The sequence below is a fragment of the Alphaproteobacteria bacterium genome (assembly GCA_025210155.1).
Lineage (GTDB): Bacteria > Pseudomonadota > Alphaproteobacteria > Rs-D84 > CASDRH01 > JAOASE01.
Map to the genome: position 1 here is coordinate 27293 of JAOASE010000007.1, position 12415 is coordinate 39707.

14 protein-coding genes are annotated in these 12415 nt (G+C 31.7%); 7 read left to right on the top strand and 7 right to left on the bottom strand.

From position 1 onward, the window contains the following. The first annotated feature begins 30 nt into the window (after positions 1 to 30). Positions 31 to 1542 (top strand): 2,3-bisphosphoglycerate-independent phosphoglycerate mutase, encoded by a 1512-nt coding sequence (gene gpmI, locus N4A44_02970; GenBank protein MCT4552604.1) that lies wholly within the window; start codon positions 31 to 33, stop codon positions 1540 to 1542. A gap of 35 nt (positions 1543 to 1577) precedes the next feature. Here gpmI and N4A44_02975 read toward each other — a convergent pair whose 3' ends face one another. The 7 genes from N4A44_02975 to eno all read right to left on the bottom strand — a co-directional run bounded on the left by N4A44_02975 (position 1578) and on the right by eno (position 6493). Further along, a complete protein-coding gene (locus N4A44_02975) occupies positions 1578 to 1880 on the bottom strand; it encodes a hypothetical protein (GenBank protein ID MCT4552605.1) in 303 nt (100 codons plus the stop codon). 115 nt (positions 1881 to 1995) lie between these two features. Further along, positions 1996 to 2253, bottom strand: coding sequence for a hypothetical protein (locus tag N4A44_02980; GenBank protein MCT4552606.1), 258 nt, complete (start codon positions 2251 to 2253; stop codon positions 1996 to 1998). A 110-nt stretch (positions 2254 to 2363) separates the two neighbouring features. Continuing rightward, positions 2364 to 2585, bottom strand: coding sequence for a hypothetical protein (locus tag N4A44_02985; GenBank protein ID MCT4552607.1), 222 nt, complete (start codon positions 2583 to 2585; stop codon positions 2364 to 2366). Between the two features lie 125 nt (positions 2586 to 2710). Beyond that, positions 2711 to 3154: a single-stranded DNA-binding protein gene (gene ssb, locus N4A44_02990; GenBank protein ID MCT4552608.1), complete on the bottom strand. Its 444-nt coding sequence runs from the start codon at positions 3152 to 3154 to the stop codon at positions 2711 to 2713. A gap of 453 nt (positions 3155 to 3607) precedes the next feature. Further along, entirely contained in the window at positions 3608 to 4489 is an 882-nt protein-coding gene (locus N4A44_02995) for a DMT family transporter (protein MCT4552609.1), read from the bottom strand. Positions 4490 to 4602: 113 nt separating this feature from the next. Next, complete coding sequence (locus N4A44_03000) at positions 4603 to 5082, bottom strand: hypothetical protein (protein ID MCT4552610.1); 480 nt, start codon at positions 5080 to 5082, stop codon at positions 4603 to 4605. Between the two features lie 124 nt (positions 5083 to 5206). Continuing rightward, positions 5207 to 6493 (bottom strand): phosphopyruvate hydratase, encoded by a 1287-nt coding sequence (gene eno, locus N4A44_03005; protein ID MCT4552611.1) that lies wholly within the window; start codon positions 6491 to 6493, stop codon positions 5207 to 5209. 176 nt (positions 6494 to 6669) lie between these two features. On the opposite strand from eno, the gene N4A44_03010 reads away from it, so the two are divergent. The 6 genes from N4A44_03010 (at position 6670) to N4A44_03035 (ending at position 12376) form a co-directional block, all read left to right on the top strand. Continuing rightward, positions 6670 to 8295 carry a hypothetical protein gene (locus tag N4A44_03010; GenBank protein MCT4552612.1) on the top strand — a complete coding sequence of 542 codons (1626 nt, stop codon included), beginning with the start codon at positions 6670 to 6672 and terminating at the stop codon, positions 8293 to 8295. Positions 8296 to 8312: 17 nt separating this feature from the next. Beyond that, positions 8313 to 8987, top strand: coding sequence for a hypothetical protein (locus N4A44_03015; protein MCT4552613.1), 675 nt, complete (start codon positions 8313 to 8315; stop codon positions 8985 to 8987). Positions 8988 to 9068: 81 nt separating this feature from the next. Continuing rightward, positions 9069 to 10358 carry a peptidoglycan DD-metalloendopeptidase family protein gene (locus tag N4A44_03020; GenBank protein ID MCT4552614.1) on the top strand — a complete coding sequence of 430 codons (1290 nt, stop codon included), beginning with the start codon at positions 9069 to 9071 and terminating at the stop codon, positions 10356 to 10358. Between the two features lie 9 nt (positions 10359 to 10367). After that, positions 10368 to 10754, top strand: coding sequence for a polymer-forming cytoskeletal protein (locus N4A44_03025; GenBank protein ID MCT4552615.1), 387 nt, complete (start codon positions 10368 to 10370; stop codon positions 10752 to 10754). A gap of 454 nt (positions 10755 to 11208) precedes the next feature. After that, a complete protein-coding gene (locus N4A44_03030) occupies positions 11209 to 11646 on the top strand; it encodes an RpiB/LacA/LacB family sugar-phosphate isomerase (protein MCT4552616.1) in 438 nt (145 codons plus the stop codon). A 121-nt stretch (positions 11647 to 11767) separates the two neighbouring features. Then, on the top strand, positions 11768 to 12376 hold the full coding sequence (locus N4A44_03035; protein ID MCT4552617.1) for a rubrerythrin family protein: 609 nt from the start codon (positions 11768 to 11770) through the stop codon (positions 12374 to 12376). The last annotated feature ends 39 nt before the right edge of the window (positions 12377 to 12415 follow it).

Below are 12415 nucleotides of genomic sequence, written 5' to 3' on the forward strand. Positions count from 1 at the left end.
ACCAGAATTAAAAATGAAAAGGAAAAAATCATGAGCAAAGTTTTACTATGCATCCTAGACGGCGTTGGAATATACAAAGACTACGAAGGAAACGCATACACACATTCAAACACACCTAACTTAGACAGAATATTTTCATCTAATCCCTACTCTCACATAGAAGCTTCTGGCGAATTTGTAGGTCTTCCAGCTGGTCAAATGGGTAACTCTGAAGTTGGACACATGAATATAGGTGCTGGACGTGTTGTAGAGCAATTATTACCAAGAATCGAAAATTCCATCAAAAACAACAGCCTAAAAGACGACAAAAACCTTGAAAAATTAGTAGAAAAAACAAAGGCTTCAGGCGATTTAATTAATGTAATGGGCTTGTTATCTAGTGGCGGTATACACTCGCATATAAGACACATAACATATCTTTGCCAAACCCTTGCTGACAAAGGCTTACAAGTGAATTTACACGTTGTTACAGACGGTAGAGATACACCTCAAGAATCAGCTATAGAATTCATAAAAGAGTTCGAAGATGCTACATCATCAAATGAAAACATCAAAATAGCAACTCTTTCAGGTCGTTTCTACGCAATGGACAGAAACAATAACCAAGACAGAACTGACTTAACTCACGATACACTTCTTGGTAAAAAATCAGATGCTAAAAGATATACTACGGCAACTGAAGCAATAGAAGCATCATACAAAGAAGGTGTTACTGACGAATTTGTAGTACCATGCTTAATCGGAGATTACGAAGGCATGAAAGATGGAGAATCATTCATATTCGCAAATTTCCGTTCAGACAGAGCTAGACAAATCTGCTCAAAATTCCTAAACAGCAAAGATATTAAATTATCCGCACTAGCTGGTATGGCAGACTACTCAGCAGAACTAAGCAAATCCCTAATCACTCTATTCCCTGATTTAGAAATTAAAAAGACATTAGGTGAAGTAGTTGCTGAAAATGGATTAAGCCAACTTAGAATCGCTGAAACTGAAAAATATGCACACGTAACTTTCTTCCTTAACGGTGGAGAAGAAACAGAATTCAAAAACGAAGATAGAATTCTTGTAGAATCTCCAAGAGTAGAAACTTACGACCAAGCACCTGACATGTCTGCAAAAGAAATTACTGAAAAACTTACAGCTGATTTAGATACTCAAAAACACGACGTAATCATTCTAAACTATGCAAACGGTGATATGCTAGGCCACACAGGAAATATGGATGCAACAGAGCAATCTGTAGAAACTGTAGATGCTTGCGTTGCAGAACTAGAAAAGAAATGTAAAGAAAATGGCTACCATTTAATGATCACAGCAGATCACGGTAACTGCGAAATCATGATTAACGAAGAAACTGGTAAACCTCACACTGCTCATACTTGCAATGTAGTTCCATTTTCTATCATAGAGCCAACTGAAAACAAAGAAATCAAATCTCTTTCAGAAGGCGCTTTATGTGACGTAGCTCCTACAATTCTAGAAATAGTAGGTATCACGCAACCAACTGAAATGACTGGAAAATCTTTAATCAAAAAATAAATGATTAAGTTTCTAAAATTAAAGAGTGGGACCTCTTAATAAGACCCCACTCTATTTTTATAGCTATTTTTTAAAAACAAGAGATAGATTCCTATCCAACTCTTACCACGCGTCGAAAATCCCTCTCTTTTTTCCATCTCTCTTACTCTTTCTACTAGAATTCTTAACTGTAATAACAAACTTGCTATAGCAGCTAAAAACATAACTATCGAAATTACAATCGCTATATCAACTATCTTAATTAAAAAGCAAAACCCAACAACTGGAGCGCCAACAATAACTATAGACATAGTAAAAATAGACCATCTAAGAGCATCTCTTATGCTAAATCTTTTCATAAATTAATTTGTTTTAGGTTTAAATTTTCCTCTGAGGGAACATTCTAGTTTCAAAACAATAATAAATCAAGAAATAAATCCTAAATATAAAAAAAGGAGGCAAAACTGCCCCTCCCTACCACAAATTTTCTTTAAAAATTGAAAAAACAATCAACTTATGCGAAAAAGAATTAATAAAAAATAAAAGAAAAGCACAAAAGCCAACTTCTATCCACCCATAAAAAGGCATATTAACGTTCTTAACAATAAAAATTATCCTCAAGATAGATAAAACTACAAGTAATAACATAAGAATAAGATATTTATCAGCTCTTTTCTCTGTTTCACCCATATGCTTTAAAAGCTTAAGCTCCATCTCTTTAATTTTCTTCATAATTGGTTAGATTTTGGTTTTTAAAAATATACTTAGGAAAAAAGTACTACCGACCTATGGAAATGTCAAATAAAAAAGCCACTTCCATAAGAAAGCGGCTATTAAAAATTTTATTTTTTCCAATAATTACAATCCTTTATATATACATAGGCCTTTTGTAATGTTAACTTTTCAGATCTATCTAGACCTTTTGAAAAGAAACCTATATTTAACATTAGAAACAATGAAACGAAAAGTGAAAACAAGCCAAATTGCTCCATAACAATTGATACAATCATTAAAAATGAAATTGCAAACTTAGAAAAAACGTAGATTTTTAAATTTCTATCCATATCTGGGTGTTTAAAAAATAATTTAAGATGTAAACATATTTTAAAACCCCAAAAAATCAAGTAAAAAAAGAAAAAGCTCCCAAATTAATGAAAGCTTCCTCCTCTATTTCATGTAATATTAACAACTAAAATGGAATTTCATCATCAATATCATCTACATCTGCTGATTTAGCATTAAAACCACCATTATCAGATGAACCACCCATAGAAGATCCACCATCTCTACCATCTAACATAATAAGAGTAGCATTAAAATTAGAAAGAACAACTTCTGTTGTATATTTATCTACGCCTGAAGCATCTTGCCATTTTCTAGTTCTTAATTGACCTTCAACATAAACTTTACTTCCTTTATGAAGATATCTTTCACAAACATCTGCAAGACCTTGAGAGAACACAACAACTCTATGCCATTCAGTTCTTTCTTGTCTTTCACCAGACTTATCTTTCCAAGATTCAGATGTTGCTACTGTAAAAGAAACAATCTTATTTCCATCTTGTGAATTTCTAACTTCAGGTTCAGCTCCTAAGTTACCAACTAAAGTAACTTTATTAACACTTCCCACCATTTTACGCACTCCTTACTTCTACGACTCTATTTTTCTTATTCAGTAAACCAATAAATCAACCAAATAAATTTTAATAAATCAACTATAGCAATATACAAAAATTATTCAAGCAAAAAAGCTCTAAAAAAAATAAAATTTCCAATAAAAAAACTCTATAAGAAATAGTGCCGTCCAAAGCCCAATTCAATTCCTTATAGAGTTTCATTTAATCCAACGTAATTCAATTTTTTTTTCATAACATCACAAATTTTTATGCTTTAACTTTTTTACCAAATAAAGGTTTAACAATATAGGGATATATCACTAACATATAGAGAGTTCCCAAAGCAATAAAAGCCGCGACTGCTATTCCAAAAATCTTTTCAAATTCCATGACATAAGTGTTTAGGTTTATAGATAAATTTATAAAGGAATTATATCACAATTTTAATTCCATGTCAAATACACCTAATTTTAGTGATGTCTGTGCAGCCATTTATGATGATGGTGGTGTTCTTTTTTCTTGCTTTTATGCTCAGCCATAAATATACCACCAAGAACAATCACAACACCTAACATTTGTTGGAAAGTAAATAAATTTCCAAAAATAAAGTAGTCCCAAATTAAAACCAATGGAGGTAACATCATAGTAGCAGGAATAACTACATGAATTGGCAACTCAACAATAGCTTTAGAAACAACAAATTTAGCAATTAAAGTTCCATAAAGAAGAACCCACAAGAATGAGAATATAGCTATATCAGAAATATTTCTCACGGCTTCAACCTGACCAGTTTCAAAGAAGTAAGATATTATAGATGCTCCTATACCAATAGTAAGAAATCTTCCAAGTAATAACTCCCCTACTTCAAGCTTTACCTTTTTAATAATATTAACATTAATTCCAGCCATAAAAGACGCTAACAAAGGAATATATAATAAATGGGAATTATCTAAAGAAACATTACTAGTAACCAAGAATAGTCCAGCAAAAGCTCCTAAAACCCCTGTTGCCTCTCTTCTACTCATCTTCTCATTAAAAATAAAAGTTGCCAAGAATATAGAAAATGGAACTTCCGAAATCAAATTGACTATACCAGGAGAAAATATCTTAAAGCTGTAAAAGAACAAAGATATAGTAACTAAAGAAATGGCACCTGAAAAAAAGTTCTTTTTTAAATTCTCTTTTTTTAATCTAAAGAAAAATGACATAGCTAAAGCAGCTATTAAGAATCGCACTCCTAAAAAGAACATAGTTGGCAACTCATTCAAACCTAATTTAATTGCAATAGGTGTAAAAGAATTAAATATCATGGCCACAAATAATATAATCATTAACTTTTTATTTTTATCCATAACGAATCTCCTTCATAATAAAAATCTCACACGAATTATACCACAAAAACAACCATTTAGAAAGTATTAATAATAAAAAAAGCGATGCCTTTTAGACACCACTTTTAAAAATTTTAATACTCAAAATAATCATTTAAGATTTTAGTAATATTTTCAGTCATTTTTAATGAACTAGATTTTTCATCTTCCTCTGTAGGTAAAATAGCCCCCAAACCTTTAAAGTTAATTTCCTTCACAATATCTTGAATACCATCTTTAGTTATCAAAACAGATTTAAACTCATAATTAAAACCAAATTTATCATGAATTTCCTTTAGTGTCAAAAAAAGATTATAAATCAAGCCTTTATCAAAAGCCTTATCAATTATAAAATCCTGTACTTTAGACTTTAAAACTCCAGATCCGGAAAATTCCCATTTTTTATAATCTTCTTCATGCTCAGAATATTTCAAAGAAAATAGTTCTTTAAACGGATTTTTAGAATTGCCCCCACTCCCATCTTTCTTTTTCAAAAAATACATTGATAAAGACGATGTTACCCGAAGCGCATCACAACCATTATCCCACAATGGCTTAAGATTTATTTTTTTCATAATTTATTTATTAAAATATTAATTTTTAAACGAACAATAAATAAAGACTAAAACATAAAATTTATATTTACAATAAAAAAGCCCCACAAATCGTGAGGCTCTAAAATATAATCCAAAGATCTAACTATTTTTTAAGTATAGCTTTACCTGGATAAACTGCGTCAGAACCTAGTTCTTCTTCAATTCTGATTAATTGATTGTATTTAGCAATTCTATCAGATCTAGAAAGTGAACCAGTTTTAATTTGACCAGTTTCTAATGCAACAACGATATCAGAAATGATAGCATCTTCAGTTTCACCAGATCTGTGAGAAACTACTGCAGTATAACCAGCTTCATGAGCCATTTGAATAGCTTCGATAGATTCAGTAACTGAACCAATTTGGTTAACTTTAACTAAGATAGAGTTAGCAGTATCTGTATCAATACCTTTTTTCAATCTTTTAGTATTTGTAACGAAAAGGTCATCACCAACGATTTGAATTTTATTACCTAATTTTTCAGTCATTAGTTTCCAACCATCCCAATCGTCTTCTGCAAGACCATCTTCAATTGAGAAAATAGGATATTTAGCAACTAAAGCTTCATAGTATTCAACCATTTCTTCAGATGTAAGAACTTCACCAACACCTTCTAAGTGGTATTTACCATCTTTGTAGAATTCAGACGCAGCAGCGTCAAGAGCGATAACAACGTCTTCACCAGCTTTGTAACCAGCATCAGAAATAGCTTTTAAGATAAAGTCTAAAGCTTCGTCTGAAGATTTAACAGCTGGAGCGAAACCACCTTCGTCACCAACATTAGTATTTAAACCAGCAGCTTTTAATTCTTTTTTCAAGTTATGGAAAATTTCAGCACCCATTCTAACAGCTTCTTTAAGAGAAGACGCACCTACAGGCATAACCATAAATTCTTGGATATCAACTGGGTTATCAGCGTGAGAACCACCATTAAGGATGTTCATCATTGGAACTGGTAATGTTTTGTAGTTAGAACCAACCATTTCACCTAAGTATTTATAAAGAGAAATACCTTTTTCTTGAGCAGCAACTCTAGCACAAGCTAGTGAAACAGCAAGAATAGCGTTAGCACCTAAATTACCTTTATTTTCAGTACCATCGATTTCAATCATTTTTCTATCGATAGCTTCTTGATCAGTAACGTCCATACCTACGATTGCATCAGCAATTTTAGTATTTACGTTTTCAACTGCTTTTAAAACACCTTTACCTAGGTAACGAGCTTTATCACCGTCTCTAAGTTCAACAGCTTCATGAATACCTGTTGAAGCACCTGATGGAACGCAAGCGCTAGCTTTAGCACCTGATTCTAGAATAACATCAGCTTCTACAGTTGGATTACCACGAGAATCTAAAATCTCTCTAGCAATAATTTTTGTGATTTTTGTCATATAACCAACTCCTTTTTATTAATTGTTATAACAGTAAGAGAATATACTCCAAAAATATGAAATTTCAACAGTTTTATTCAAAAAAATTAAAAAATATTTTTTTCCCAATAAAAAACTTTTTTCCTAGCCATTTTTATGTTATACTGTAGGGAGAAATAAGATAAAAAGAATCTTTTATGGGAAGAGAAAATATGAAAAAAATTTCGTTTTTTACAGTACTTACATCTATTGCTGGAGCAAGTGTGTTTTCATCAACTTCTAATGCCTACGAATATAGAACTGGCGAAGGTAAGCCAATCTACTACGATATGTTAGAAAATGAATATAATAATTCATTCAGCTTTGCTACATGCGACGAAAACGACTCTGACTGCAAATTAGACAGAGCTCCTAAGATCAAACTTAAACCAACTGTAAAAACTTCTTCAAGAAAAGTAAGATATACTAGCAACAACAGACAATTTCAATCTGGTCAAACAAAATCACAAAGCGCTGCAGTTTTTCAACCAAAAGCACAACCAGTTATGACACAACCTACTATCCAACCATCATATGAGCTAGGCCCACTAGAATCGGCATTCGAAATTGCTCACCCTGAAAATGGATGGGAAGGTAGCTTAAACTATTTCACAGGTACAAGTCACTTTGAATTTACAACCTCTACAAATTCAAAACTTAAATGGTTAAATATGGATACTTCTGGAGTAGAATTAAACTTAAGAAAATATTGGACAAGCGGTAGAGACAATCAATACTTCTTAGATCTATCTCTTGCTAAAGGTTCTACTGATACAGATTATACAACAGACGACGACATCACTAACCCATTAGTAGTGTTCTCTGCAGGTACAGGTGATGGTGAGTTAAACGACTATAAAATCGGTTTTGGTTATAAAAGTAAAAGACAAATCCTAGGCTTCGACACTAGATATGTATTTGGTTTCAAAAGAAAAAATATGGATCTACAAATGTTAGGACATCAACAACCTGTTACTAAATACTTAACAAGCTGTACTAATCACGTTAGCGACAGTAGTGGCGCAATTCCTGATATCAAGCTTTCAGATGGAAGTACTGTTGGCGGACTATGTCAATATACATTTAATGCTAATACAAGCATTGAAGGGTTCTTAAGTCCTGAAAATATTGAATATAGAGATACTGACGGCGACGGAGATTTCGACGTATACAAAGATTATAACTCTACTCCTGTAGCATCACCTAATTATGTAGGAGATTCATCTATAACGGTTTACATCCCTCTTGGAAACTTAATACAAAAAGAAGATGAAGAATATGAAATTCAAGAAGTATACTTTACTACAGATTCAAAAGCACAACACGGTATGATAGACATGAACAATGCTCAAATGAATGATACATTCGGCGGCTATGCATTTACCAATGATATTACTAAACCAAATGAACCAACTCAAATATATGACGTAACTTGGGATGGTATCTACGCCGGTATAGAATTAGAAAAAGCATTATCTATGAGAGATTATCTTAAGTTTTATGCAGAAGTATTCTATGGTAAATATACTGCAGACGGAAACTGGCCAGCAAGAGGATTAACTTTCGAAGACGAAGCTAGTTCAGCTACAGGATTTACTTTCTCAGCAGAATATAACTATATATTACAAAATAACGTTACTCTTTTTGCAGGATGGACTTATGATTACCTAGAAGCAAAAGATGGCGACACTACTTATGCAGATGGTTCAGTAACAGAAAATCTAATTGACGAAGCATTCTGGAAATATAACGGATTTAAATTTGGACTTAAAGCAGGATTTTAAAAGGAGAGAAAAACAAAATGAAACTAAATAAATTCGCATTAGTATTAAGTGTTTTAACATTAACATCATGTCAACAATTACAAAACACTTTCACAAACACAAATAACAAAGCCAACTTTACAAATGGCCCTACTTCTGAAGTACCATATTCATTTTCAAACTTCTCAGATGTTCCTATTCCAGAAGAATCTAGCATGGTAGTAGAAAAAACAAGAGTATTTGGTGAAAAAGACGAATGGGTTGGAACTCTATATCTAAACTCTCCATTCACTCTAAGCAACGTATTTAACTTCTACTCTTCTCAAATGGAAGAATTTGATTGGAAAAAACTTTCTGTAATTAGAGGTGGTGAAACTATCCTTACATATATCCAAGAAGATAGAATCGCTACAATCTTCATAGAAGAAACATCTCTATCAGGAACAAACATCTCTTTCACAGTATCACCTATTCCAAATGATATAAGAAAAATGTTCGCTCCTAAAGAAGAAGCTAATAAAGAAACTGTTATAAAAGAAGAAATCAAAACTGAAGGTGCTCTAGAAATAGAAACTGAAGAAGTTGAAGAAAAATTTCACAATCCAGGTGCATTAAATATAGAAGAAACACCTGCGGTTGAAGAAGCCCCTTCTACAAACTCTAGTGAAAACAATGGGTTATCAAATGAAGAGAAAGATTTCTTTAATTTTTAAATAAAAAAATCCAAAGAAAACAATGGTTTTTACAAAAAAGACTTGAACTAAAAAAGATTATATTATAGTCTATTATGCAATATGATAAATATTAAGAATAAAATAAAAAAGCTTTTTAGCAAAAAAGAATTCATTATCAAAAAGAACGATGAATTTGTAACTTATACCTTAAGCTCTAAGTTTCAGGTATTTATTTCTTTATTATTTATTATAATGACAGCATCTCTAGGCATGACTTCTTACATGTACTTCTCAAATAAGTTTGCAATAGAAAACTCTATCGAAATGAAGAAATTAACTCAAAAAAAGATAGAAAACACTATTATCAAAACAAAAGTATATAAAGAAGAGTTCGATAACGTTGTAAAAAAACTAAAAGCTTTCAACAAAAAAACTATTAAAAAATTAGAAAAAACAGAACAACTTTCTGAAAAAGAAAAAGCTCAACTTGAAAAAGAGCTATATCTAATAGACGTAAACCAACAATATTTATCAGAAAAACTTGAAAACTTCTTTGAAAATGAAGTTTCTAATGAAGAAGAAATTATCCAAACAAGTAAATATAAATTAGATAAAGCAATCGTACAAAGAAACATAGCTTGGAAAGAAAGAAAAGAGATTAAAAAGAAAAATGAAGAGATCATTGAAAAAATGTATCAATTCCAAGACGTTCAAAGTGAGCTACTAGAAAGACTTGAATTCATAACAGATACTGAAACTCAAGACGTAGAAAAAATGCTTAACAAGATAGATAGAACTCTTGGTGAACTTGGTATCAAAAACAGAAAAACTCTTGGTAAAAAAGCAAAAGAAGCTAATGAAGGAAAAGGTGGATTATATTATCCTGTAAATGACATAGAAATAGACAACTCTGAAGAAAACAAGATGATAAACAATCTTTCTAAAAAAATCAAAAGTGTAGAAGATCTTCAAACAGTTATAAAAGAATTACCTTTAGGCCCTCCTCTAAAACGTATGAGTATATCTTCTAAATTTGGTGTTAGAAACGATCCATTTAATGAAGTAAAAAAAGGTATGCATAAAGGAATCGACTATAGAGGAAAAATAGGAGATCCAATTTATTCTACAGGATCAGGTAAAGTTTTAAAAGCCAGAGATAGACATGGTTACGGCCTTTCAGTTGAAATAGACTATGGATTAGGTTTCGTAGGCATATTTGCCCATTTAAACAAAATAAACGTAAAAGAAGGTGATTTCGTTGAAGTTGGTGACGTAATCGGTGAACTTGGTAACACTGGTAGATCAACAGGCCCTCACCTACACTACGAATTAAAATACAAAAATCGTGCATTCAACCCGTACAGATTTACAAAAGCTAAAACTCTAGAAGAAATGACTACTGTAAACTAGGAAAAGTAAATGTTAGGCATAAAAAAAGATTTCTATACTACATCATTAATCAATATGAAAACAGAAATAACTGGTAATATTAAGTCTGAAGGCGAAATAGTTATTAACGGCCTTATTAACGGAAATATCACTGGTAATGAGATACATATTGGTAAGTCTGGTATGGTTAAAGGAAAAATCATTGGTGAAAAGATTATCGTAGAAGGTAGATGCGAAGGCAACATAGAAGCTAAATCAATTCTTCTTAAACCTAGTGCAAAGATCTTCGGAGATGTATACCACGATAAAATTTCAATTGAAACTGGTGCTCAAATAAATGGTAAATTAAGAGAAAAGAAATTCTTAAGCCAAGAGAAAAAAACTAAAACTACTACAAAAAGCAAAGCTAAAAAGTAATAGTTAAAACATAAAATTCACAATAGTTTAGATTAATTTCTAAACTATTTTTTTATCTAACCTCCTCTCATTTCATTCATAAAAAACATAATTTCCTAAACACACAAAAAACCAAGCAAAAACAAAGAAATTTAAATTGAATCAATATATAATATAAACAAAGTTAACCATCTAATAAGACTCATTTTTTTATTCAAAAACAAACTTAAAAATATATAGACACACATAAAATTCCTCAAAAACTCAAGAATAGCAAGGAACAGCATGAATCAAAACTTAACTCAAACAAAGCTAAAACACTGAAAAGACTCCCTTTCTTGACTCAAAAACCATCTTTGGAAAACAAATTTATACCAACATTTAAAAAACCTTTATTTTTACAATAAAAATTGTTATAATTTCAACGTTAAGACATCATAAAGCAATATTCAAACATTATAAGGAAATATCTTTCATGAAAAACAACACTATCGCAATAGCTTCAGATCACAGAGGCTATAAACTAAAACAAAACCTAATAAAATGGTTAGAAAAAAACGATTATGATATTATAGACTTTGGCACTTCTAGCGAAAAAAGAGTTGATTATCCAGATTACACAAAAAATCTATGTGAATGGATGAAATCCAACCCTAAAGGAAGAGGTATAGTTATTTGTGGCAACGGAATAGGACAAAGTATCTTTTCAAACAGATTTAAACACATAAGAGCTGCCCTACTTTATTCTAAAAAAGTGGCAAGAGATGCAAGAATACATAACGATACAAACGTAGCCGTTTTAGGAGCTGAAAGCTTTAGATTTTCAAAACAAAAAAAGATGCTAGAAATCTTTTTCAAAACAGAAAAATCTCCAGACCCTAAGTATAAAAGATGTATTAAAAAAATATCATAAATACAGAGACTTAAAAAACAAAGGAAGAATCTTTTCTTTAACAATAAAATTTTTATTAAATTTTTTGCTTTAAAAACAAAAAAGAATCCTTAAAATAAAAGAAAAACAAAGGAGCAAAACAATGAGCAGATTTCAAGGCACTAAAACTGAAAAAAATATCCTAACTGCATTCGCAGGTGAATCTCAAGCAAGAAACAAATACGATATGTTCGCAAGCATCGCTAAAAAAGAAGGCTACGTACAAATCCAAGCTGTATTTGAAGAAACTGCAAGACACGAAAAAGAACACGCTAAAAGATTATTCAAATTTTTAGACAGCGGTCAACCAGTAGAATTCACTGGCGTAGAATTCCCAGCAGGTTGCCTAGGCGACACAGCTGCTAACCTAAAAGAAGCTGCTGCAGGTGAAAACGAAGAATACGAACACATGTACCCAGAATTCGCTAAAATAGCAAGAGAAGAAGGCTTTGAAGACGTTGCCCTAGCAATGGAAGGTATCGCTATAGCTGAAAGATACCACGAAGCAAGATATCTTAAATTATTAGAAACTCTTGAAAAAGGCGAAATGTTCAAAGACGGCGACAAAGTTGTTTGGAGATGTAGAAACTGTGGTCACTTACACACAGCTGACAAAGCACCAGAAGTTTGCCCAGCATGTGCACACAAAAAACCACACTTCGAAAGATTAAATAGCATTGACGATATCAAAGTAGATTTCCCAACTAGCTAAAATCTTCACAAAAGATATTAAAATAAGGAGCGTATTAAT

What these genes read in the sequence shown, in the direction of transcription:
- gpmI (MCT4552604.1), top strand. Translation starts at nt 31, where the DNA reads ATGAGCAAAGTTTTACTATGCATCCTAGACGGCGTTGGAATATACAAA.
- N4A44_02975 (MCT4552605.1), bottom strand. Translation starts at nt 1,880, where the DNA reads ATGAAAAGATTTAGCATAAGAGATGCTCTTAGATGGTCTATTTTTACT.
- N4A44_02980 (MCT4552606.1), bottom strand. Translation starts at nt 2,253, where the DNA reads ATGAAGAAAATTAAAGAGATGGAGCTTAAGCTTTTAAAGCATATGGGT.
- N4A44_02985 (MCT4552607.1), bottom strand. Translation starts at nt 2,585, where the DNA reads ATGGATAGAAATTTAAAAATCTACGTTTTTTCTAAGTTTGCAATTTCA.
- ssb (MCT4552608.1), bottom strand. Translation starts at nt 3,154, where the DNA reads ATGGTGGGAAGTGTTAATAAAGTTACTTTAGTTGGTAACTTAGGAGCT.
- N4A44_02995 (MCT4552609.1), bottom strand. Translation starts at nt 4,489, where the DNA reads ATGGATAAAAATAAAAAGTTAATGATTATATTATTTGTGGCCATGATA.
- N4A44_03000 (MCT4552610.1), bottom strand. Translation starts at nt 5,082, where the DNA reads ATGAAAAAAATAAATCTTAAGCCATTGTGGGATAATGGTTGTGATGCG.
- eno (MCT4552611.1), bottom strand. Translation starts at nt 6,493, where the DNA reads ATGACAAAAATCACAAAAATTATTGCTAGAGAGATTTTAGATTCTCGT.
- N4A44_03010 (MCT4552612.1), top strand. Translation starts at nt 6,670, where the DNA reads ATGGGAAGAGAAAATATGAAAAAAATTTCGTTTTTTACAGTACTTACA.
- N4A44_03015 (MCT4552613.1), top strand. Translation starts at nt 8,313, where the DNA reads ATGAAACTAAATAAATTCGCATTAGTATTAAGTGTTTTAACATTAACA.
- N4A44_03020 (MCT4552614.1), top strand. Translation starts at nt 9,069, where the DNA reads ATGATAAATATTAAGAATAAAATAAAAAAGCTTTTTAGCAAAAAAGAA.
- N4A44_03025 (MCT4552615.1), top strand. Translation starts at nt 10,368, where the DNA reads ATGTTAGGCATAAAAAAAGATTTCTATACTACATCATTAATCAATATG.
- N4A44_03030 (MCT4552616.1), top strand. Translation starts at nt 11,209, where the DNA reads ATGAAAAACAACACTATCGCAATAGCTTCAGATCACAGAGGCTATAAA.
- N4A44_03035 (MCT4552617.1), top strand. Translation starts at nt 11,768, where the DNA reads ATGAGCAGATTTCAAGGCACTAAAACTGAAAAAAATATCCTAACTGCA.